The organism is Sorangium sp. So ce834 (assembly GCF_051521425.1).
Classification (GTDB): Bacteria; Myxococcota_A; Polyangia; order Polyangiales; family Polyangiaceae; genus Sorangium; species Sorangium cellulosum_D.
The window spans coordinates 2,017,461-2,039,288 of the sequence record NZ_CP150351.1 but is presented as its reverse complement, the minus strand read 5'-3'; the positions used below and the strand labels follow the sequence as shown (position 1 = coordinate 2,039,288).

The following is a 21,828-nucleotide window of genomic DNA, read 5'->3' as shown; positions in this document are numbered from 1 at the left end:
CCGAGGTGGACCGGCGCCGACGACTGGAAACCGAGTTTTCTCGACCGATCGGCCGAGGATTAAGGGTAGAAGCAGGGCATGGCCTTGGACGAAGCGTCGCGTGCCAGAATCGCGCCGTATGTGTCGAGCCTGACGGCTGACGTCTTCTCGCTGTCGGGTCTGCCGGAAGAAGTCATCGCCGTCCTGTTCGCGTACTACTCGCGCAGCCGCGACGATCTGCGCACCAACCTGGCGCGCCTGCTCGGCGACGAGGAGCTCGACGTGGCCCCCGGCGCCGACGACCGGCCGCACCGGGGGCTCGCGTTCGCGTCGGACAAGGCGCGGAGCTTCCACGAGAAGTGGGTCGTCGGCTACGGCCACGCGTCGGTCGCAGAGCACGCCGTGGTGCACCTCGCGATCGAGAACGTGAGCATCGTCGCCTCCAAGGTGATCGAGGACCTGCGGCTCGGCTCCTACACGGAGAAGAGCACGCGCTACGTCGTCTTCGATCAGCACTCGTTCGTCGACCTGCCGGAGCTCGACCCGGAGCACAGCGCGAGGTACCGGGCCGCGAGCGAGCGGCTCTTCGCGACCTACCTCGACCTGGTGCCGAAGGTGACCGAGCGGCTGAGCGCGCGCGAGCCGAAGCCCGAGAAGATGTCGGACGCGGCCTACCGGGGCGCGCTGCGCGCGCAGGCGTGCGATGTCTTGCGCGGGCTCCTGCCGGCGGGGACGCGGACGAACATCGGCCTCACCGCGAACGCGCGGGCGCTCGAGATCCTGCTCACGAAGATGCTGTCGCACCCGCTCGAGGAGGTGCGCAGGGTCGCCCGCGACATGCACGCGGCGGCGCTCGCCGTGACCCCGACGCTGGTGAAGTACGCCGCGCCGAACGAGCTCCGGAAGGGGCTGCAAGCCACCGTCGCCGAGGCGATGAAGCGCGTCTACACGCCGCCGGAGGAGGGCGTGAGCGCGACGATGGTGATCAACCAGCCCGTCCGGCTCGTGCGCTACGACAAGGACGCGCTGGAGCGCATCGCGCTGGCGCTCGCGTACGAGGGCAGCGACCCGGGCGTGCACGCCTACAACCTCGGCGACGCGCTCCGCCGGGCGACGCTGCCGGAGCTCATCGCCATCGCGCAGGCGGCGTGCGCGAAGCGCGGCCCGTACGACGCGCCGCCGCGCGCGTTCGAGGCGTCGACGATGACCTTCGAGCTGATGCTCGACTACGGCGCGTACCGCGACCTGCAGCGCCACCGGATGCTGACGCCCGCGACGCAGCGGCTCACCTGCCGGCTCGGCTTCGAGACGCCGCAGGCCCTGTCGGACCTCGGCCACGCCGAGGCCTACCAGGACGCGATGCTCGCCGCGCGCGACGCCTGGCACGCGATGGAGGAGCGCTATCCCCTGGAGGCGCAGTACGCGGTGCCGCTCGGCTTCCGCGTGCGGACCCTGTGGACGCTGAACCTGCGCGAGCTCTTCCACGTGATCGAGCTCCGCTCGGCGAAGCAGGGGCACACGAGCTACCGGCGCATCGCCCAGGGGCTGTACCGCACCGCGATCACGGTGCACCCGTGGCTCAAGGACATGATCCGCGTCGATCTGAACGACTACGCGCTCGCGCGGAGCTGATCCGCGCCCTGGGTACGCCGTCGCAGAGCGGCGGTCACCCGCACAGGAGACGGGCCCAGATCGGCGTTTTCGGCGCGCAAGCGCACTCCGGTGCGCTGAGCACCGAAAACGTCGAGATGGGCCCGTATCCGAAGCGGGTGACCGCCGCTCTAAGCGGGTGACCGCCGCTCAGAGGCGCGCCGCCTCGATGAGCTCCGTCGCGGCCCTGAGCGACGCGCCGGTGACCTTCGCGCCCGACAGCATCCGCGCCACCTCGGCGATCCGATCCTTCTTGTCGACGCGCGTCACCGAGCTCTTCGCGATGCCGCCCGCGTTCTCCTTGGCGACCACGAAGTGCGCGCCGGCGAACGCCGCGATGGGCGCGAGGTGCGTGATGCAGAGCACCTGGTGGTGGCGCGCCACGTCGCCGATCGCGCGCCCGATCTTGTCGGCGACGGCGCCGCCGACGCCGCTGTCGACCTCGTCGAAGACGTAGAGCCCCGCCGGCCCGCACTCCGCGAGCACGCGCTTGAGCGCGAGCAGCGCGCGCGACAGCTCGCCGCCCGAGGCGATGCGGCGCAGCGGGCGAGGCTCGATGCCCTTGTTGGGCGAGATGAGGAACTCGACGCGGTCGATGCCGTCCTGACCGAGGCGGGCGCCGTCGACCACGAGCTCGGCGCGGTCGCCGCCGTGCGGCTCGATGTCGACGACCACCCGCGCGCCGCCCATGCCGAGCTCGGCGAGCTCCGCCGAGATCGCGGCGCCGAGCTTCTCGCCGGCCTTCCGCCGCTTCGCCGAGAGCTTGCGGGCGCGCTCGGCGGCGACGGCGAGCAGCGCGTCGCGCCGCCGCTCGAGCTCCGCGACGTGGCTCTCGACCCCCGAGAGGTGCTCCAGCTCCGCCGCGAGGCGCGCCCGCGCGGCGAGCACGTCGTCGAGCGTGGGGCCGTGCTGCCGGAGCAGGCCCTCGAGGCGGTACATGCGGTCCTCGATCTCCGAGAGGCGATCCGGATCGGCCTCCGCGCGCTCGGCGTAGCGGGCGATCTGGCGGGCCGCCTCGCTGAGCTCCGTCCAGCAGCCGTCGACGGCGCGGGCGACGTCGTCGAGCGCGGGATCGATCTCCGCGGCGGCCCGGAGCTCCGAGGCGAGGCGCGCGAGCTCGTCGCACATGGCGTCGTCCCCTTGATCGAGGCGGGACGCCGCGCGCCGCGTGATGTCGTGCAGGCGGCCCGCGTGGCGGAGCCGGTTGCGCTCGGCCGCGAGATCGGCGAGCTCGCCGGGGCGCGGCGAGAGCGCGTCGATGGCCTGGAGCTGGAAGGAGAGGAACGCCTCGCGCTCGCCGCGGCCGCGCTCCAGCTCGCGGGCGGCCCTGAGCTGGGCGGTGAGCGCCTCGAGCTCGCCGACGTCCGCCGCGAGCTCGCTGCGCGCCGGGACGAGGCGGCCGAAGCGATCGAGGTAGCCGAGGTGCGTCGACGGATCGGTGAGCGCGACGCTCTCGTGCTGCGAGGCGACGTCGGCGAGCTCCGGGGCGAACGCCTGGAGCTCGCCCGCGGTGCAGAGGCGGCCGTTCAGGTAGGCGCGCGAGCGGCCGGTCGCCTGGACGACGCGGCGGATCACGAGCTCGCCGTCGCTCGCGATGCCGGCGGCGTCGAGCATCGCCATCGCGCGATCCGAGCTGCGCACGTCGAAGAGCGCCTCGATCTCGGCCTCGTCGGCGCCGGGGCGGACCTGCTCCGCGCTCGCGCGGCCGCCGAGGACCAGCGAGAGCGCGCCCACGACGATGGACTTGCCCGCGCCCGTCTCGCCGGTGAGCACGTTGAACCCAGGCTCGAGCCGGAGCTCGAGGGCATCCATCAGAATGAAGTTCTTGACCCGAAGGGCGACCAGCACAGCGGCGGGAGGATAGGAAGCTTTCGGCCCGTCGTCAGCGGATCTTCACCTGCTTCATGACGGTGACCGGGATGCCCTCGAAGGGCGGCACCGTGGCGCTGCGGAACGCGGCGGCGATGCACGCGGCGGTGGCGGTCCCGACGAGGTCGCCCCCTTCCACGCGGGCCGACATGGTCTTGCCCGAGGGCGCGAAGGTGACGGCCACGCGGGCCGTGCCCGTGAGCCCCTCGCCGGTGCACCCGGCGGCGGCGGCGGCCGCGGACGCGAGCGCGCTCGTCGCCGCGCTCTGATCGAAGCGGGCCGGCTCGTCGCTCGCCGGCAGGAGCGACGAGGTCGCCGGCGGCTGCTTGGCCGCCGGCTTCGCGCGCTCGGGCGCGCTCGGCGCCGCGGCCCGGGCCGGCCTCTCGGCGGCCTGGGCCCCCTCGCCGGACTGCGGGCCGGCGCCCGCCGCCGGAGCAGCGGCCGTCGCCGGAGCCGCGGCCGCCGCCGACGCGGCGCTCACCGCGGGCGCGGCGCTCGGCAAAGGCACCGGCCCGGGCGCAATGCCCGCCTGCGCCGGCTCGAGCGGTGGCGCGGCCGGCTCGCCCGTCGGGCCGGGCGCGGCGGATGCGACCGGCGCCTCGGCGGCGACGCCGCGGGCGGCGGACGGCGAATCCGCGACCGGCTCGTCATCGAGGGACGGCTCCCGGTCGGTGGCCTGGTCGGCGGAGGCAGGCGCGGCGGGCGGCGGCGCCACCTCGGGCGGAGCCGCGGCGAGCGCGCCGCTGCTGCTCGCAGGCGCGGCGTGATCCGCCGCGGCGCTGGACGAGCGGCCGCGGGCCTGCGCCAGGTACAGCGCCGCGCCGAACACGACGAAGACCACGGTCACCCAGCCGGCGATCGCCATGTACTGGCGCGACGCCGGCGTCGAGAGGGCGCGCAGGAGAGGACCGGCGGTGCTCGAGGTGCGCGGCGGCGCCCCCTCCCCGGAGTCCTCGGCGGACGTGTGCCCACCGACGGCGACGAGGTCGGGCTCGACGGGCTGCGCCGAGAACGGCGGGGACGAGCTGCGCGCAGCGGTGGCTCCCTCGAACAGCCCGCCGCTGATGCTCAGGATCTCCTCGTCGGCCCGGTCCTCGTTGCGGCGCGCCTCGTCCTCGGCGCCGGACGGCGGCGCCATGCTGCGGAGGTCGATCAGGCCCGAGTCCTCCTTGCGACCGGCGCGCCCGCGAAGGTCGGTCTGGCTGATCCGGTCGCCCGCCGAGCGGGCGGTCGCCCTGGGGGCGCTGCTCGCGCGCGCCGGCGGCTCGCGCGAGGGATGCTCGTCGCCCTCCTGCTCGCGCAGCCCCTCCGCGGCGCCCTGGGCTCCGGCCGCCTTCGGCCTACCGCGCTCCCGCCGCGACGTCTCGGCGGCATACGCCGGGCCGGCGGCCGGCGGCGGGCTCGGGAACGGCGGCGGCCCCCCGGTCGGACGTTGGCTCGGGAACGGCGGCGGGCCCCCGGTCGGCGTCGCGCTCGGAAGCGGCGGCGGGCCCGCGGTCGGCGATGGGGCCAGCGACCCCAGCAGGGCCAGATCCGCCGGAGAGTCGTCGGCGGGCGCCGCGGGGCCGGGGCCCGACCGGGCGCGGCGCGCGGACGGCAGGGGCTGCGGGGCGAGCGCCGCCATGGCCTGCACGTCCTGGAGGCGGAGCTCGGGCGACGAGCGGTGCGACGAGGGCCGGCCCTCGTCGATCGACAGCGGCGCCGGGGGCAGCTCGGACAGCGGCGCCGGCGGCATCTCGGACGGCGGCGCCACGGGCCGTGGGGAGGCGCCCGCGCGCGGGACCGCGGCGGACCGCGGTCGCGTCGCCGCCGGCGCCGCCGTGATGCGGTGCTCGCGCCGCGCCGGCGGGCGGACCGGGACCGGCGTCCGCGCGACGGTGCGCGGCCTCGGCGGCGCCTCGGGCGCTGGCGCGGGCTGGCTCGCGCGCTCGTCCTCGGCGGTGTCCGCCCCGAAGGAGAGCGAGGGCGGCTCGACCCCGGGAGAGAGCATCTGCGCGAGGTCGTGGATCGAGACGGGATCGGAGTCGGCAGGGGGGAGCGCGGACGGGCTCCGGCTGGCCGCTGGCGGCGCCGCGACGCTGCGGCGCGCGTCGTCCCAGGAGACGCCGGCGAACGTGCGAGGCCGCATCTGGACGTCGCGCCGCCCCAGCCCGCCGTCCGGCGTCACCACCGCGTGCTCGAGCGAGGCCTCCGCCGCCGCGTCGAGCGCGTCCAGCGCGTGCGGCCTCGGGCTGGACGCCGGCGCGTCCTCCAGCTCCTGCTGCGCGATCCGCTCCGCGAGCGTGAGCCCTCGCCGCCGGGCGGAGGGCGCCGACGCCGACGCCGCGCGCCGCTCCGGGTCGCGCGCAGGCGCCGCCCTGCGCTGGATGCCCGCGCCCGGGAGCGTCGTCTCGGCGTCCAGCAGGTCGCTGGACAGCGCAGGCTCCCGCTCGAGCGCGCGCCCGGAGGACGGCTTCGCCCGCTCCGGATCGCTCGGCGGCTCGCGTCGGTCGCGCCCGCTCGCAGAGCTCGGAACGACCGAGGGGGACGATCGCGGCTCGCCCCGGTCGGACGCCGACTGCTTGCTCTTCGTCCGGCAGGATTTGCAGACAAACGGCAGCGACGGACGCATCTCGCGTCCTACCCCGATCTCCACGTAGGCCCTGCAGACAGAGCAGGCGAGTTGCACCTTGGCGAAGAGAATCGCGCAGCTCGTCTGGGCGCGCAATCTTCTTGGCAATTGACCGGGGCGGCCGCCCTCGGGCTCGCCCGCTCCGCGCCGCGGGAGTCCCCCTCCCCCCGGGCCTTCGCGGGGCTCGGCCCTCAGCCGGAGGGTGTTCCGGCGCGCACGGGGAGCGGCGCGGGGGGGCGCACCCAGCGCTGCTCCAGCCACGCCAGCGAGACCGGCGCGCTCCGCAGCGCCGCGTCGACGGCGCGGGCGACCGGATCGGGGGCGAGCGGCGACCCGGGAGCGCGCGTCGACAGGATCCAGTTCGACAGCTCGTAGTGATGGAGGAGCGGGGCGAAGCGGTGCGCGTCGAAGCCGGAGAGGATCTCGGCCGCGCGGCTCAGACGGTCGCAGGGCAGGAGCGCGGTGGTCACGTCGAAGAGCAGCGCGCGGAGGTCCTCGAAGGCGCGCTCCGGATCCGCGGACACGCTCTCCAGGAGCGCCTCGAAGCCGTCGTCGGAGAGCCCGGCCGCCTCGGCCGCCTCGGCCATCGCCGGCACCTGCGTGGCCAGGAACTCGGCGTTCGGCGCGTGCCCGAGGAGGCGCCCGACGAGGTACAGATCGAAGGCGCTCGCGATGGCCTCGGCGAGCAGGAGCGCTTCCGCGCTGGGCGGAGCGCCGGCGCTCGCGGCCGTGAGGGCGCGGTGGGCGAGGTGGTGCCACGCGACGTGCGCGACCACGTCCGCGGCGAGGTGATCGCTGGCGATCAGGTCGCCCTGCTCGCTCTGGCTCCAGAACGTCAGGTTCAGGAAGACGACCCGATCCCAGCTCGCCTCGCCCTCGGGCACCCGGAAGCGGTACCCATCGCGCCGGAGCACCTGCTTCAGATCGTCGTAGAGCACGACGTGCCGGAAAGAGCGCTCGTCGTCGATGGTCAGCTCGTCCAGGGTCAGGCTTCGCAGCTTCACGTGGCGACCTTAGACCCGGATCGTTCCATCAGCCACAGCGGAGGCCAGGAAGAACCCGGAGAGCTCGCGTGTTTGGGGCTGGAGCCGGGTTTTTCCCGACCAGCGCCGCACGTTCCCGCCCATGGCCGGTGTTGCAAGCGCCGCCGGCTTAGGCATGATGCGCCCGTTCCTGCGCCAGCCGAGGAGGCACACCGAATGATTTCCGTCAGGTCTCTCTGTTCCATCGCGCTCGTGCTCGTCGCCAGCGGTGTCGCCGGCTGCAAGGAGGACCCGCCTCCCCCCCAGCCGGAGCAGCCGGCAAGCTCCGCGGCGGCGAACAAGGGTAAGAACCTGCGGACGCCCGTGTCGCCGATCGCGAAGGTCGACCCGCAGTCGATGAAGGAGTACCGCGTCGACGTCTGCTACTTCGGGACGCTCTCGCTGAAACAGGCCCGCGACGCGTACCTCGCGAGCCTCGGCAAGGACGAGCCCAGCGAGAAGAAGATCCCGAAGTTCGGCACCGAGGACCAGGCGAAGGCCGGCGACGCCCCGAAGGGCTTGCTCCCTGCCAAGCCGCCCGTGCCCGGCGCGGCCGCGGCCGCGGCGTCCGGCAGCGCAGCCGCCGGCGCCGCCAAGGCCGGGCCGACGCCGCCCGGCAAGGACGACCGCCGGCCGTTCAACTTCAGCGCGCGCGCCCCGCACGAGCGCAACGCGCGGGCCTGCACCGTCGCGCTCAGTCTCAAGGAGCCGGCCATGCCGGACGTCGACGCGGCGCTCGCCGAGTACGCGCCGTTCGCGACGGAGCTCGCGAAGAACATCGCCACGGCGGCCAACTACTACCAGCGCGAGGAGTACAAGAAGGACAGCTTCGCGAAGGGCAAGGAGCTCCACGCGAAGCTCATCGCCGACTTCCAGAAGCTCGACGCGCACTCCGACAAGCTCGGCCTCGCGGTGTCGGCGTGGCACGCGTCGCACCTGCCCGACCTCTCGAAGGCGGAGGAGGGCCAGAAGGCGGCGATCACGGCCCTCGAGGACGCGCGCGCGCTCATGGTGATCCTCGCCAGCAAGAACGTCGATCCCGCGGCGGCGAAGACCTCGCTCCAGAAGGTGGAGACGTCGACGGCGGCGCTCAAGGCCCACGGCACGAGCCATCAGACCGATCCGTGGGCCAAGATCATGGCCCCCGCGCTCGAGGGCTTCATCCGCGACGTGAAGGCGGCGGAGCCGAAGCTGACCGACCAGGGGATCTCCTCCCCCGCCCTGTTCCTGCCGGTCGTCACGAGCTTCGTGTCGGTGGTCGAGGGCAAGCACCGGGCGCTCTCGCGCTCGCTCATGGCGAAGGGCCAGGCGGCGACGCGCGAGGCCGCCGGGGCCGCGCAGCCGGCTGCGCCCGCCGCGCCCGCCGCCGAGCCGCAGAAGGAGTAGCGCGCCCCGGGCGGCGCTCCCGCAAGGGAGGCGCGCCCGCGGCCGCCGATCGCGCCGCGCCTCCCTCCGGGGGCGCGGGCGCGATCAGAACGGGCGACCGGTGCGGCGGGAGATGGCGAGGCGATAGAGGGCCTCGTACTGCCGCGCCGCCTGCGCCCAGCCGGAGTTCTTCTTCATCGCCCGCAGCTGCATCGTCCGGAAATACGCCGGGTCGGCGCGGTAGAGGTGCACCGCCCACGCGACGGTGTTCCCGAGCGCCATCGACGACATCTCCTCGAACTTGAAGCCCGTGACGTTGTTCTCGACCGTGTCGTCGAGGCCGCCGACGGCGCGCACGACCGGCAGCGTCCCGTAGCGCTGGCTATAGAGCTGGTTCAGGCCGCAGGGCTCGTAGCGCGACGGCATGAGGAAGAGGTCGGCGCCCGCCTCGATGCGGTGGGCGAGCCCCTCGTTCATGCCCACGTAGACACGGAAGCGGTCGCTCGATCCGGCGATCCGCGAGAAGAGGTCCTCGGCCCAGCGCTCGCCAGAGCCGAGGACCACGAGCTGGACGTCGAGCGAGAGGATGTGGTCGAGCGCGCCCGCGAGGATGTCGATCCCCTTCTGGGTCGCCAGGCGGCTGATGAGCCCGAGGAGCGGGACGTCGGGGCGCTCCTCGAGGCCCATCTCGCGCTGGAGCGCCGCCTTGCAGAGGCGCTTGCCGCTCAGGTCCTCGGCCGAGTACGTCGCCGCGATGTGGGGGTCGGTCGCGGGGTTCCAGATGGAGTCGTCGATGCCGTTGAGGATGCCGATCACGTCGGTGCCGCGATCCCGGAGCACGCCGTCGAGCCCCTCGCCGCCCTCCCACGTCTGGATCTCCTGCGCGTACCTGGGCGAGACCGTGGAGACGAGCGTGGCGTTGTAGATGCCGGCCTTGAGCAGGTTGATGCTGTCGTACGCCTCCAGGCAGAACCTGTGGAACTGATCCCAGCCGAGCCCCGTCGTGGGGAGCTGATGCTTGTTGAACCAGCCCTGGTACCCGAGGTTGTGGATGGTCAGGACCGACGCGGCGCGCGCGAGCGGCGACCGGTGCTCGAGGACGTTGAGGTAGAGCGGGACCAGGGCCGTCTGCCAGTCGTGGACGTGGACGACGTCCGGCCAGAAGCCGAGCGCGTGGCACAGCTGCATCGCGCCGCGCGACAGGAGCGCGTAGCGGGCGAGGTTGTCGCCGAACTCGCCGTGCGCGTCCCCGTAGATGCCGTCGCGGTCGTAGAGCACGTCGTGCTCGAGCAGGTACGCGCGGGGCGCGGGCGCGCCGGGGGTCTCGGGATCGAGGCGCGTCTCCCAGACGGCGGTCCACACCTCGCCCGTGCCGAGCGGGATGCCGAGCGGCTCCGGTAGCCGGCGCGGCATGAAGCGCTCCGCCGGCGCCGGCGCGTCCCCACCCTGCGGAGCGGCGATCGCCGCCGCGTCGGCCGGCGCCTCGGCCGGCGCGGCGTCCGCCAGGGGAGCGGCGTCGGCAACGTCGGCCGACGCGCCGGCGGCCGCCGCGGCCACCGCCGGCGCCGCGACCGCCGCGCTGCCGCGAGCCTGCTGCTCGGCGCGCTCGATCTGGCGGGCGAGGTAGCGCTTGGCGACCCGGTAGGCCGGCATCACGACGCGCACGTCGTGGCCCGCTGCGGCGAGCGCGATCGGCAGTGCGCCCGCCACGTCGGCGAGGCCGCCGGTCTTGCTGAAGGGGACGCATTCGGACACCACGAAGAGAATTTTCATGCGCGGCATGGACATGGGAGGGGGGAACGCGCCCCTGTTCAAGGCGAGCGCGTCGCGTCCCTTCTACCAGCTTCACGAGCGATCTTGACCACGCGATCGACAGAGCGGGCGAGTCCGAGCGCCGACGTGTCCACCACGAAGTCGGCTTGCTCATAGAGCGCGCGCCGCGCCTGGAAGAGCGCCCGGAGCTCCTTCATGGCGTCGGCCCGGTTGGCCATGGGGCGCGCGTCCCCCTGCTCGACCACGCGCAGCCAGTGGTCCTCGGGCTTCGCCCGCAGCCAGACCGTCACCGCGCAGCGCCGCAGCCGCTCGAAGGTCGCCGGATCGGTCACGAGGCCCCCGCCCGTGGCCATGATCCCATGGGCGCGGGCGTCGGCGAGCCGCGCGAGCTCCTCGCGCTCCAGGCGGCGGTAGTAGGCGTTCCCGTGGATCTCGAACAGCGCCGCGAGGCTCATCCCGGCGCGCGCGGCCACGAGCCCGTCGAGCTCGAGGAAGGGCACTCCGAGCCGCGCCGCGGCGCGGCCGCCGATCGTGGTCTTGCCGGCCCCGCGCAGGCCGAGCAGCGCGACGAGGACCCCGCCCGCCCCCGCCTCGCCGGAGGCCGGGCCGCGCGGCGCGTCCTCCGGGGCGAGCTCGCCCGCCGCGAGCAGCGCGGCGGCCGAGGTGCCGAGCGCGCGGCCGATGTCCTCCAGCTTCACCACGGACACGTTCGCCCGCCCACTCTCGAGCAGGACCAGGAAGCGCTCGCTCACCCCGGCGAGCTCAGCCAGCTCGCGCAGCGTGAGCGCGAGCTCCTGGCGCCGCTGCCGGAGCCGCCCGGCCAGGTGCGCGAGGATCGGCGACGCGCCGGCGTCGCCCGCAGCGGCCTCCGGGCCCTGCCCGGGGCGCTCCCGCGGCGATGTCTGGCGGGGTGGCATCTCTATAGTGCAATATATTTCATAATAGCCTATCCATCAAGAACTATACTGCTTGACTGAAGGCCATCGCGGTGGTGGGCTCGTCGGTATGGAAGCGACCACCTCTTCTCCTTCCGCGGCGCCTTCGCCGCAGACCAGAGCCCGGGAAGAGGGCTCATCCGGCGAGGGCTCGCCCGTCCGCTTCGAGGCGGAGCCGGGCCGTTACCGGCACTGGAAGCTCTCGTTCGAGGGGGCGATCGCGCGCGTCGCGATGGACGTCGACGAGGACGCGCCGATGCGGCCCGGCTACCAGCTGAAGCTGAACAGCTACGATCTCGCGGTCGACATCGAGCTCGCGGACATCGTGCAGCGGCTGCGCTTCGAGCACCCCGAGGTGAAGGCGGTGGTCGTGACCAGCGCGCAGCCGCGGATCTTCTGCGCGGGCGCGAACATCTACATGCTCGGGTCGTCGTCGCACGCGTTCAAGGTCAACTTCTGCAAGTTCACGAACGAGACGCGGCTCGCGCTGGAGGAGGCGTGCTCCGAGAGCGGGCAGCATTACCTCGCGGCGCTGAACGGCGTCGCGTCGGGCGGCGGCTACGAGCTCGCCCTCGCGTGCGAGGAGATCTTCCTCTGCGACGACGGGAGCAGCGCCGTCTCGTTCCCGGAGACGCCGCTGCTCGCCGTGCTCCCGGGCACGGGGGGGCTCACGCGGCTCGTGGACAAGCGCAAGGTGCGGCGCGACCTCGCGGACGTGTTCTCGACGCTGGCCGAGGGGGTGCGCGGCAAGCGCGCGCAGGAGTGGGGGCTCGTCGATCGCGCGATCCCGAGGAGCCGCTTCGATCAGGCGGTGGCCCAGCGCGCCGCGGAGCTCGCGGCGGCGACGCCGGACCGGCCCGGGCCCGGGGTGAAGCTCGCGCCGCTCGAGCCGCGGCGCGCCGAGGACGGCGACGTGTCGACCTGCGACTACCGCCACGTCTCGCTGAAGGTCGACCGCGCCGCGCGGACGGCGGAGATCCGCGTGCTCGGGCCGGACGGCGAGGGGCCGTCGGACGCCGCCGGGATGCGCCGGGCGGGCGCGGACCTGTGGGCGCTCCGCGCGTTCCGCGAGCTCGACGACGCGCTCCTCGACCTCCGCTTCAACCACCCCACGGTGGGCCTCGTCCTCCTCCGGACGGTCGGCTCGCCGGACGCGGTGCGGGCCGCGGACGAGGCGCTGTGGGCGGCCCGGGACGACTGGTTCGTCAAGGAGGTCCTGCTGCACATGCGGCGCGTGCTCAAGCGGCTCGACCTCACGGCCCGCAGCGTGTTCGCGCTGATCGAGCCGGGCTCGTGCTTCGCCGGGAGCCTGTTCGAGCTCGCCCTCGCGGCGGATCGGTCCTACATGCTGGACGGCGGAGACGACGCGTCGGGCGCGTCTCCCGCGACGGTTGCGCTGAGCTCGCTCAGCTTCGGTCCGCTCGCGATGTCGAACGGGCTGACGCGGCTCGCGTCGCGCTTCCTGGGCGCGCCGGAGCGCGTGGCCGCGCTGAAGGAGCGGACGGGCCTCCTGTCCGCCGAGGAGGCGCTGGAGGAGGGCCTCTGCACCTTCGCGCCGGACGCGATGGACTGGGACGACGAGGTGCGGCTCGCGATCGAGGAGCGCGTGAGCCTGTCGCCCGACGCGCTCACCGGGATGGAGGCGAGCCTGCGCTTCTGCGGGCCGGAGACGATGGAGACGAAGATCTTCTCCCGGCTGTCGGCCTGGCAGAACTGGATCTTCCAGCGCCCCAACGCGGTGGGCCAGCGGGGCGCGCTGACCATGTACGGACGCCCGGAGCGCCCCGAATTCGACTGGAGGCGGACGTGAGCGCGGTCATCAACTCAGAGCGGATCCCGAACAACGTCGACCTCGCGTCGGACAAGAAGCTCCAGCGCGCCCTCGAGGCGTGGCAGCCGAAGTTCCTCGACTGGTGGCGGGAGACGGGGCCCGAGGGGTTCCAGGCGGACGACATCTACCTGCGCACGGCGATCAGCGTCGACCACGAGGGGTGGGCGCACTTCGACTACGTGAAGATGCCCGAGTACCGCTGGGGCATCTTCCTCGCGGATCGGGTGCCCGACCGGAAGATCGGCTTCGGCGATCACCTGGGCGAGCCGGCGTGGCAGGAGGTGCCCGGGGAGCTCCGGAACATGCTGCGCCGGCTGGTGGTGACGCAGGGGGACACGGAGCCGGCGAGCGTGGAGCAGCAGCGGCTGCTCGGCCAGAGCTGTCCGAGCGTCTACGACCTGCGGAACCTGTTCCAGGTGAACGTCGAGGAGGGGCGGCACCTCTGGGCGATGGTGTACCTCCTGCACAGCCACTTCGGCCGCGACGGGCGGGAAGAGGCGGAGGCGCTCCTGGAGCGGCGGAGCGGCGATCCGGACAAGCCGCGGATCCTGGGCGCCTTCAACGAGCCGTGCACGAACTGGCTCTCGTTCTTCATGTTCACCTACTTCACGGATCGCGACGGCAAGTACCAGCTGCTCGCGCTCGCGGAGAGCGGCTTCGATCCGCTGTCGCGCACGACGCGGTTCATGTTGACCGAGGAGGCGCACCACATGTTCGTCGGCGAGACGGGCCTGCTCCGCGTCGTCCAGCGGACGTGCGAGCTGATGAAGCGCAACAAGAACGAGGACGCGCGCGCCGAGGGCGGCGTCGATCTGCCGACGATGCAGAAGTACCTGAACCTCTGGTACTCGCTGTCGCTCGATCTGTTCGGCGGGGAGATCTCCTCGAACGCCGCGTCGTTCTTCGCCTCGAGCGTGAAGGGCCGCGCGAAGGAGGAGTCGTACGAGGATCACCGGGCCGTCGAGGGCGTGTACCGGCTCGACGTGCCCGTGGCGGCGGCGGGCGGCGCGGTGGCCGGGTGGCGGCGCGAGGAGGTGCCGCTCCGCAACGCGATGAACGAGGTGCTGCGCGACGAGTACGTGAGCGACTCGCAGCGCGGGATCGACAAGATGAACCGGGTGATCGAGGAGGCGGGCGTACCGTTCAGGCTGCGGCTGCCGAGCCGGCGGTTCCACCGGAGCTCGGGGATCTACGCGGGGCTCCACTTCGACGTCGACGGCAACCCGCTCTCGAAGGAGGCGTGGGAGCGCCAGCGCGACGCGTGGCTGCCGACCGCGAGCGACGAGGCGTACGTGAAGAGCCTGATGGAGAAGCCGGTGTTCGATCCGAAGCAGATGGCGAACTGGATCGCGGCGCCGGCGAAGGGGCTCAAGGGCAAGCCCGTCGACTTCGAGTACGTGCGGCGCAGCGGCTAGGGCGAGCTGCCCGGCCCTCGAAGGGCCTGCGGTCCGCGCGGGAGCAAGGACGAAGCGATCAGGGGGCCGCGCCCGCGTCGGGAGGGGGCGGCGCGCCCGAGTCGGCGGGCGGCGGCGGCGCCTTCTTCGGAGGATCGCCGTGCTCGGCGGCGAGCTTCTTCACGAGGGCGTCGAGGAGCACCTGCTCGTGGTACTGCGGCATCGCGGGGAGCTGCACGGCGACGTGCACGCCGGCGCGGCCGTTCACGACCTCGATCGCGCCCTGCGTCGCCCTGCCGCCGCTCTCCGGGCTCCTGTACTCGAAGAGCAAGTAGCCGCTCGCGACGTCCTTCTCGACGATCTTGAAGCCGAGATCGACGCGCACGAGGCGCAGCGCCGTGCCGAAGGTCTGCTCGAATGTGTAGGGCGACGCGTAGGCGACGCTGGCGCTGGCGTGCCGCGCGCCGAGGCCGCCGGCCAGGGGCACGGCCAGCGCGACGAGGAGGACCGCGATCGACGGGAGGCGGCGCATGACCGCGGCGTAGAGGGGCCGGCGACGACGGGCCAAGTTTCTTGCCGGCGCGCGCGCGGGTATGCTGGCGTCGACGTCGATGGACCGACCCTACGTCGAGCAGCTCCGTATCCAGGGCTACGGCTGCGTCCAGGATACGACCCTGGAGCTCACGCCGCTGCACGCGCTCATCGGGCCGAACGACAGCGGCAAGAGCACCGTGCTGCGAGCGCTCCGGACCCTCTCCTCCGTGCTCGAGCGGGCGCTCGGGGCGCCGGCGCCGGACCCGCTCGGGCGCGGCGCCCCGGCGAGCAGGGCGCTCGGCGGCGCCGTGTTCGAGGTGTCGGCGGCGACCACGACGTGGCGCGTGGAGCTCGACGCCGCAGGGCGGGTCCGCTCGACGTCGTTCCCCAGGGACCTGGAGCCCCCCTCGTTGCTCGACGACGCGGACGAGGACGACGACGCGAGCGGCGGTCCGAGCCCCGAGCGCCCCGCCCCGGACATCGTCCAGGCCCTGCGCGGCACGCAGATGCTCCGCTTCGACCCGGACGCGCTGCGGGCCCCGCACCCGCTGATCCCCGACGGGCATCCGCTCTGCTTCGCCGACGAGCGCGGCACCGGCCTGCCGGCCCTCTACGACGCCGTCATCAGCCGCGACCTGTCGGCCTACATCGAGCTGAACGCGGAGCTCACCCGCCTGTTTCCCAGCGTGCGCAGCATCCACCTCGCCAACCCGAGCTCCACCACGAAGGCCATCGGGGTGAAGCTCGAGGGCGGCGCCGTCGTGCCGGCGGCGCTGATGAGCGAGGGCATGCTCTACTACCTCGCGTTCGCGGCGCTGCCGCACCTCGATCCGACGCCCCTGCTCCTCGTCGAGGAGCCCGAGCACGGGCTCCACCCCGCGCGCATCGCCGACGTGATGCGCGCGCTGCGGCTCGTCTCCGAGAAGACCCAGGTCCTCCTCGCGACGCACAGCCCGCTCGTCGTGAACGAGCTCCAGCCCGAGGAGGTCACGGTCATCACCCGCGCCGGCGAGCAGGGGATGAGGGCCACGCGCATCCTGCACACGCCGGGCTTCGAGGACAGGGCGCGGGTGTACGCGCTCGGCGAGCTCTGGCTCAGCTACGCCAACGGCGCGGACGAGGCGCCGCTCCTCGGAGGAGGCGCGCGGCCGTGATGAAGCCGCTCGAGAGGACCCGGGTCTTCCTCGTCGGCGAGGGCGAAAACGAGCTCGGCAGCCGCGCCGGAGCCCCGGCCTACCAGTCGGACAAGCACCCCGGCGTGCTCTTCACGCTGCTCTCGCGCGTCCAGCCGAACGGATGGGTCGTCGGCGGCGCCCGCGAGTGGAAGAGCATCCGGAAGTACCAGGCGCGCGGCGCGGCCCACGAGGACACGCACCACGTGCTCGGCGCGGCCCTCGACGCGAAGGAGGCCGGGTGCGACGTCCTCGCGTTCTCCCGCGACATCGACCGCGATCCGGCGCGACGCGAGGCGATCGCCGAGGGCATCCGCCGCGTCTCGTCGAGCCTGTCGTCGCCGCCCGAGGTGATCGGCGGCGTGGCCGCGCCGGCGCTCGAGGGCTGGATCCTCGCGCTCCTCGGCGAGAAGGCGACCGAGGAGCTGTCGCCGCTCCGGGCGCAGGCGATGCTCGCGGCGAAAGGGATGATGCCGGACGACGGCGCCGCCATGGTGCGCGTCGCGGAGGACGCCGACCTCGACGCGGTGCCCCCGGACGCCACGTCGCTCGGCGAGTGGCTCGCGCGCGCGCGCGCTGTGCTGCCGCGGCGGGCCGGCCGTGGCGTGCGGTCATAGCCGGAAAGGGCTATCCCAGAAGTCGAAGCGTGCGAGCTGCTTCGGCAGCGACCCTTGCGCGTTTGTCCCTGACGAACGTCTCGATGAGAGGTCGATCCTGTTCGCGGCCGAACTCTGACAGCACCGCGAGGGCGCCGACGAGCTGCGCCGTTTGCCCGGCGGAGCTCGTGAGAATCGCGAGCGCATGGTCGCGTTGATCGACGCGCCTATGGAGCTTGCGGAGGTAGCGTCGAGCGTAGAAGCGCACATTGGCGTTGCCGTCAAGGCATGCGGCTTCGATGCGGTCAGCGTCTGCGCGACGACGATACTCACGCAATGCCAGCAGTCGGAGCGACGGGCTGCGGTTGTCTGCGAGCAGCCGGAGAAGAGGTTCCAGCTCGTGCTGTGGAACGACGGCGAGCGCGGTCCGCCCTGCCCATAGTCGGACGGGAGGGCTCGCGTCTTCGAGAGCCAGAGCGAGGCGCGGAGCGAGCTCGTCCGGAAACAAGCGAGCAAGGTGAGTGAACGCGCTCAGGCGCAAGTGTTGGTCTGGCGAACGGGTCGCGAGGTCGAGCTCGGCGACGGCCAGGTCCGGGAAGCGGGACATGGAGCGATCGACGTCTCGCAGAACACCGGAGCGCGCGCCCCGCGGCGTTTTGATGACCATGTCGATGAGCGGGAGGCACCAAACCAGGTGCCGAACGCTCGAGGATGACAGCAGAGAGGTCCAGACATCGCGCGCCTGTTCAGCGACCTGAGGGACAGGGTCGACGATCCGGTTTGCCACGCCAGCTAGCGAGATGGCTTCCACTCGGGCGGCGAGCGCGGAGACGGCACGCTGACGCAGGTAGCCGTCGCGCTGCATGGAGAGACAAACCAGAAGCGCGGTGGACAGGCTGGAGATATCGCAGGGGAGTAGCGAAGAGAATTCGGTGAGGTCGAGGCCGACCCTGGCGTACGCTTCACGACTGCGCAGGATTCGGTCGAAGTAGCGAAAGGCGCGCGTCCCGTCCCGCTCGAGGCAAGCTCGCAAGGTCGGGGAGTGCGTGGCGTCGTCCAGAAGCGCGTCTCGAACCAGTTTGTGAAGGCTGAGCATGCGTTTCGTTGGCCAATGGGAGAGTAGAGAGCAGGGGGCATCGCTGGCGGGCTGCCAGCTGCCGCGTCAGCGGCGGCGGCACTGCGGCGCCGCAGCCAGCGCGGCCCTCGCCGTCTCGCGCAGGCCGTGGGGCGTGTCCTTGTCGAGCAGCGGCTTGAGGCGCGCGGGCAGATCCGCCGGGTGCACCGCCCCGAGCGCCGCGAGGGCCGCCGAGCCGAGCCGCTGATCGCGCTCGCCGATCGGCGCCTTCGCCCGCAGCGCGAGCCGCGTCCACAGGTCGACCGAGCTCGCGTCGCACATCGCCCCGAGCGCGAGGATCGCGCGCGCGCGCACCTCGACGTCCTCCTCCTTGTCCTCCGCCCGATCGCGCACGGCCTCGATGTGCGCGGTGGCCCGGTGCGCGCCGAGGCCGTCGAGCGCGTGCCGGCGCACCTCGGGCGACGGGTCGGCGAGCGCCCCGACGAGCGCCCGGTCGCCCGCAGGCGTCGCCGGCATCGCGCCGATCGCGAGCGCGGCGCCGCCGCGGATGAACGTCCACGGGTCGGAGGCGAGCCGCGCCGCGAGCGCCTCGGCCGCGCCGGCCGGCAGCTTCGCGCCGGCGGAGGCCGCGCGCGAGAGCGCCACGATCGCCGCCTCGCGCACGCGCACGTCCGCGTCGGAGGCCGCCGCGAGCAGATCCTGCGCGAGGGCCGGCACCTCCGCCGCGACCTCGGCGGCGCGCAGGCGCACGTGCGGGTCCGCGTCCTTCCGGAGCGACGCGCGGAGGTACGCCTCCGCCGGCGCCTCGCCGGCGCGGGCGAGCGCCGCGGCCGGCGCCTGGAGCAGGTAGCGCCGCTCGAAGGGCGCGGGCGCCGCGGAGGCGAGCGCCTGGAACGCCGCGCCGCCGCCCTTCACGCGCCCGAGCGCCGGCCCGAGCGCGCGCAGCAGATCGAGCTGCGCGCCCTCCGGGCGGGCGCGGAGCCGATCGAGCTGCACCTCCTCCTCGACCACGGGCGCGGCCCGCTCGCTCCGCGCCGCCAGCGCGAGCGCGGCCCGGAGATCCCGCCGCGTCGCGCCGCGCGCCCCGGCGAGGGCGTCGAGCAGCGCCGGGATGGCCTCGGCCGGCGCCACGAGCGCGAGCTCGCGGGCCGCCGCCACCTTGGCCGTGGCGGCGCCCCCCTTCACGATCTCCGCGAGCGCCGGCGCGGCCGCGCGCCCGCAGCGGCGGATGCGATCGCGCGCGTGGTGGAGCTCCGGATCGGGCTCGGGCGCCGCCGCGCGAGGGGCGCGCCCTGGCGCGGCGGACGTGGACCGCGCGGCGGCCGCGCCGGACGCGAGCCGCGCGGTGAAGAACGGGATCTGCACCGCGCACGGCGCCGTGTCGATCACGCCGCGAGCGAGCTGCTTGCCCGCCGCGTCGAGCTTGTCGTACCCGGCGATCGCCGCGTCGACGGCCTCCGGCCCGCTGCGCGCGAGCAGCGCCGCCGCCGCCTTGGATCGCTCGCCGCCGCCCGCGAGCGCGCCCACGAGCGCCCCCGAGCCCTGCCCGTCGAACGCGGTGCGCGCCGTGATCTCGGCGATCGTCACGCGCACCTCCGGCGCGGACGGCGCGCCGCGGTCGCCCGCGCCCCGCGGCGCATACGCCTCGTCGAGGACGACGGCGAGGCACGAGGCCCTGATCTCCTCGGGGAGCTTCACCTCGTAGCCGGCGGGCTCCTTGAGCCACGCGTCCTCGGGCAGGCTCACCTGGAAGAGCCGATCGGGCGTCGCCACGAAGAGCGTCCGCGGCGCGGCGCCGCCGTCGACGCCGTCCTGCGGCTTGATGCGCAGGCCGAGGCCCGTGATCCCGACCTCGTCGGCCGACGAGAACGACACGAACTCGCCCCGGCCCGCGCCCGCCTTCCCCTCGGACCACGCGGTCTTCGGGTCGCCGTCGGCGATCTCCGCGAAGCGCTTGCCGACCGCGCTCGAGGCCGCGGTCGGGCGCAGCAGCCGGAAGGCGGGCGCCGCCGCGTCGGCCTCGCGGCGCTCCGCGACAAGCTTGCCCGCGGCGCGGCGCTCCTCCGCCGGGAGGTTCTGGAAGCTCGCCCCCTTGAGGAGCGTCATCGTCCGGGGATCGACCTCGCTCGCGCCGACCAGCGCCGGCCGCCCGCAGATCGTCACGTCCTCGCGCAGCTGCCCGACGAGCACGCGGCTGCCGCTGCCGAGCGGCTCCACGACCACCGCGTCGCTCCGCCCCTCGCCGTGCTCCCCGGTCGCGACGCCGGTCCAGCCGCTCCAGAGCACGATCGGCTCCGTCCCCTTCCCGGCGAGCGGCGCGGCGACCAGCATCGCCCAGCTGCCGCCCGCCGCGCCCGGCGCGCTCGCGGGAGCCGGCTTTCCCGCGGCCGGCGCCTCGATCTTCGCGAGGTGCTTGCCGTCGGCCAGCGCGATCGGCACGACGCGCGCGCCGCCGAGCAGCGGCGCGACCTCGGGCGGCACGGCGAGGACCTTGCCGCCGTCGGGCGCGCACGTGACTTTCGTGGGACAGGCGCGGGCGGTGATGCCGCCGGGGTCGACGCGGACGGCGAGCGCTTGCTGGCCCGCCGCGTGCGGGAGCACCACGGGCGCGACCTGCGCGGCGGCGTTGCCGAGGAGGGTCGAAGAGGCTGCGATCACCCCGACGGCGGCGCCGACGCGAGGCCGCCGGGAACGAAACGGCGAACGGCTCATGCGCGCCATCCTAGTCGCCTCGGGCGGCCGAGCTCTCGAGAGTTGAGCGCCTCGAGCGGGGCGCCGCAGCGACCCTGACCGCGCTGCGGCGCGTCGTCCGGTCGGGCCCCCCGCGCTCCGCCGCGGGCCCGCGCGCCCTCGCTACTTCGGCGTCTCGGAGGCGGGGATCCAGAAGCCGCCCTCGTCCGGCGGCGTCATCCCGAGCGCCTTCGGGAGCACGTTCGTCCAGCCCGCGACCGTCTCGAGCAGGTAGATCTCCGCGCCGGCCTCGATCTCGCCGACCGGCTTCTCCTTCTCGTCGCGCCGCGCGCGCACCGGGATCGACCGCGTCGCCTTCACGATCGGCGGCGCCTTGTCGAGCGCGAGCTGCGCGCCGGCCACCGCTGTCGTCGGCGGGATGTACTGGTCCATCAGCTCGCCCTTCTTCAGCGCCTCCAGGTCCTTGAGGCGCCCCCAGGCGTCGATCGTGAGATCGCCCCGCGACATCAGGTGGACGAACCCGTTCTTGGCCTCGGTGCTCCAGAAGAGCTGGGCCGCCCCCTCCAGCATCTTCAGCGTGAAGATCACGTCGCCGTTCGGGCGATCGAACAGCTCGATCGTCGACGTCTTCATCAGGTAGCCGCGGGCGCTGCCGGGGACCTCCATCTTGGCGGGGACGCCGCGCTGCAGCGAGAAGGCGTCGCACGAGGCCGAGGCCCGCGCCGTCTGCCCCTCGGACCCGGAGATCGAGAGCTCCGCGCGCAGCGAGTCGCCCGTGGCCGCGACGAGCTTCACCTTCTGCGCGCTCGAGATCCAGATGTGCCCCTGGATGACCGGGATGTCGCGCGTCGTGTAGGCCGCGACGTCCGAGGGCGCGATGTAGCCGTCGATCCGCAGCGCCGGCCCGCTGTCCGACGTGCTCAGCCTCGCCCGGCCGGAAGGCGGGTCCGCCGGGATCGCGCTCAGCGTCATCGGGACCAGCGCGCCGGTGAAGTTCGCGATCGTCCGGCCGCCGCTCGGCGCGTCGTAGAGCCGGGCGCCCTTGCTCACCGGCGCCGTCCCCTTCAGCTTGCAGGCGGGCCCCGTCACCGCCGGCGCGGCCGCCCCCGCCGCCTGCACCGCCGCGCCCGTCGCCTGCGCGGCCGACACCGCCACCTGAGCGGGCTCTGCCCTCGCCTCGGAGACGGCCGGCGCGCCCGGGAGCCCGGCGCCGCAGAGCATCCCCCCAACAGCCAGAAGACCAAGTCCCAGAACGTCGCTTCTCATCCACTTCCTCCGACGTACACGGGCAGCCCCGCTCGCGGCGATCCCGGGCGCGGTCCCCTCCTGTC

General features: G+C 73.9%; 15 protein-coding genes. 6 read left to right on the top strand and 9 right to left on the bottom strand.

Annotated features, from left to right (window positions below):
* Nucleotides 1–120 precede the first annotated feature (120 nt).
* Nucleotides 121–1,611, top strand: a complete 1,491-nt coding sequence (locus WMF20_RS07305) for an FAD-dependent thymidylate synthase (protein ID WP_437611839.1) — start codon at nt 121–123, stop codon at nt 1,609–1,611.
* 168 nt (nt 1,612–1,779) lie between these two features.
* On the opposite strand, the gene recN is transcribed toward WMF20_RS07305, so the two are convergent.
* From recN to WMF20_RS07290, 3 genes are all read right to left on the bottom strand, one after another.
* A complete protein-coding gene (recN, locus tag WMF20_RS07300) occupies nt 1,780–3,477 on the bottom strand; it encodes a DNA repair protein RecN (RefSeq protein ID WP_129573655.1) in 1,698 nt (565 codons plus the stop codon).
* A gap of 34 nt (nt 3,478–3,511) precedes the next feature.
* A complete protein-coding gene (locus tag WMF20_RS07295; protein ID WP_437611837.1) occupies nt 3,512–6,109 on the bottom strand; it encodes a hypothetical protein in 2,598 nt (865 codons plus the stop codon).
* A gap of 191 nt (nt 6,110–6,300) precedes the next feature.
* Nucleotides 6,301–7,113, bottom strand: coding sequence for a hypothetical protein (locus WMF20_RS07290; RefSeq protein ID WP_437611835.1), 813 nt, complete (start codon nt 7,111–7,113; stop codon nt 6,301–6,303).
* Nucleotides 7,114–7,308: 195 nt separating this feature from the next.
* Between WMF20_RS07290 and WMF20_RS07285 the strand changes: the two genes are divergently transcribed.
* Complete coding sequence (locus tag WMF20_RS07285) at nt 7,309–8,517, top strand: DUF3829 domain-containing protein (protein ID WP_437611833.1); 1,209 nt, start codon at nt 7,309–7,311, stop codon at nt 8,515–8,517.
* Between the two features lie 84 nt (nt 8,518–8,601).
* On the opposite strand, the gene WMF20_RS07280 is transcribed toward WMF20_RS07285, so the two are convergent.
* Together WMF20_RS07280 and WMF20_RS07275 are read right to left on the bottom strand one after the other, a co-directional pair.
* On the bottom strand, nt 8,602–10,278 hold the full coding sequence (locus tag WMF20_RS07280) for a glycogen synthase (RefSeq protein WP_437611831.1): 1,677 nt from the start codon (nt 10,276–10,278) through the stop codon (nt 8,602–8,604).
* A 29-nt stretch (nt 10,279–10,307) separates the two neighbouring features.
* Nucleotides 10,308–11,186 carry a shikimate kinase gene (locus tag WMF20_RS07275; RefSeq protein ID WP_437611829.1) on the bottom strand — a complete coding sequence of 293 codons (879 nt, stop codon included), beginning with the start codon at nt 11,184–11,186 and terminating at the stop codon, nt 10,308–10,310.
* A gap of 88 nt (nt 11,187–11,274) precedes the next feature.
* On the opposite strand from WMF20_RS07275, the gene boxC reads away from it, so the two are divergent.
* Nucleotides 11,275–13,014, top strand: coding sequence for a 2,3-epoxybenzoyl-CoA dihydrolase (gene boxC / locus WMF20_RS07270; protein WP_437611827.1), 1,740 nt, complete (start codon nt 11,275–11,277; stop codon nt 13,012–13,014).
* The gene (gene boxB, locus WMF20_RS07265; protein WP_437611825.1) at nt 13,011–14,450 is read left to right on the top strand and encodes a benzoyl-CoA 2,3-epoxidase subunit BoxB; all 1,440 of its coding nucleotides are present in this window, start codon (nt 13,011–13,013) and stop codon (nt 14,448–14,450) included. Before boxC ends, boxB begins: the two co-directional genes overlap by 4 nt.
* 58 nt (nt 14,451–14,508) lie before the next feature.
* Here the strand turns inward: boxB and WMF20_RS07260 are convergent, their stop codons facing one another.
* Nucleotides 14,509–14,961 carry a hypothetical protein gene (locus WMF20_RS07260; protein WP_437611823.1) on the bottom strand — a complete coding sequence of 151 codons (453 nt, stop codon included), beginning with the start codon at nt 14,959–14,961 and terminating at the stop codon, nt 14,509–14,511.
* Between the two features lie 79 nt (nt 14,962–15,040).
* Between WMF20_RS07260 and WMF20_RS07255 the strand changes: the two genes are divergently transcribed.
* Entirely contained in the window at nt 15,041–16,117 is a 1,077-nt protein-coding gene (locus tag WMF20_RS07255; protein WP_437572038.1) for an AAA family ATPase, read from the top strand.
* The gene (locus WMF20_RS07250) at nt 16,117–16,752 is read left to right on the top strand and encodes a hypothetical protein (protein WP_437617086.1); all 636 of its coding nucleotides are present in this window, start codon (nt 16,117–16,119) and stop codon (nt 16,750–16,752) included. Before WMF20_RS07255 ends, WMF20_RS07250 begins: the two co-directional genes overlap by 1 nt.
* 10 nt (nt 16,753–16,762) lie before the next feature.
* Here WMF20_RS07250 and WMF20_RS07245 read toward each other — a convergent pair whose 3' ends face one another.
* The 3 genes from WMF20_RS07245 to WMF20_RS07235 all read right to left on the bottom strand — a co-directional run bounded on the left by WMF20_RS07245 (nt 16,763) and on the right by WMF20_RS07235 (nt 21,763).
* Nucleotides 16,763–17,827 carry a HEAT repeat domain-containing protein gene (locus WMF20_RS07245; protein WP_437611821.1) on the bottom strand — a complete coding sequence of 355 codons (1,065 nt, stop codon included), beginning with the start codon at nt 17,825–17,827 and terminating at the stop codon, nt 16,763–16,765.
* 66 nt (nt 17,828–17,893) lie between these two features.
* Entirely contained in the window at nt 17,894–20,518 is a 2,625-nt protein-coding gene (locus WMF20_RS07240) for a HEAT repeat domain-containing protein (protein WP_437611819.1), read from the bottom strand.
* Nucleotides 20,519–20,659: 141 nt separating this feature from the next.
* The gene (locus WMF20_RS07235) at nt 20,660–21,763 is read right to left on the bottom strand and encodes a hypothetical protein (protein ID WP_437611817.1); all 1,104 of its coding nucleotides are present in this window, start codon (nt 21,761–21,763) and stop codon (nt 20,660–20,662) included.
* Nucleotides 21,764–21,828 lie beyond the last annotated feature (65 nt).

Bases quoted from the DNA above. Each gene is read 5' to 3' on its own strand.
- WMF20_RS07245 (WP_437611821.1), bottom strand. From the start codon at position 17,827: ATGCTCAGCCTTCACAAACTGGTTCGAGACGCGCTTCTGGACGACGCC.
- WMF20_RS07280 (WP_437611831.1), bottom strand. From the start codon at position 10,278: ATGCCGCGCATGAAAATTCTCTTCGTGGTGTCCGAATGCGTCCCCTTC.
- WMF20_RS07235 (WP_437611817.1), bottom strand. From the start codon at position 21,763: ATGAGAAGCGACGTTCTGGGACTTGGTCTTCTGGCTGTTGGGGGGATG.
- WMF20_RS07275 (WP_437611829.1), bottom strand. From the start codon at position 11,186: ATGCCACCCCGCCAGACATCGCCGCGGGAGCGCCCCGGGCAGGGCCCG.
- WMF20_RS07295 (WP_437611837.1), bottom strand. From the start codon at position 6,109: ATGCGTCCGTCGCTGCCGTTTGTCTGCAAATCCTGCCGGACGAAGAGC.
- WMF20_RS07250 (WP_437617086.1), top strand. From the start codon at position 16,117: ATGAAGCCGCTCGAGAGGACCCGGGTCTTCCTCGTCGGCGAGGGCGAA.
- boxC (WP_437611827.1), top strand. From the start codon at position 11,275: ATGGAAGCGACCACCTCTTCTCCTTCCGCGGCGCCTTCGCCGCAGACC.
- WMF20_RS07240 (WP_437611819.1), bottom strand. From the start codon at position 20,518: ATGAGCCGTTCGCCGTTTCGTTCCCGGCGGCCTCGCGTCGGCGCCGCC.
- WMF20_RS07255 (WP_437572038.1), top strand. From the start codon at position 15,041: ATGGACCGACCCTACGTCGAGCAGCTCCGTATCCAGGGCTACGGCTGC.
- WMF20_RS07260 (WP_437611823.1), bottom strand. From the start codon at position 14,961: ATGCGCCGCCTCCCGTCGATCGCGGTCCTCCTCGTCGCGCTGGCCGTG.
- WMF20_RS07285 (WP_437611833.1), top strand. From the start codon at position 7,309: ATGATTTCCGTCAGGTCTCTCTGTTCCATCGCGCTCGTGCTCGTCGCC.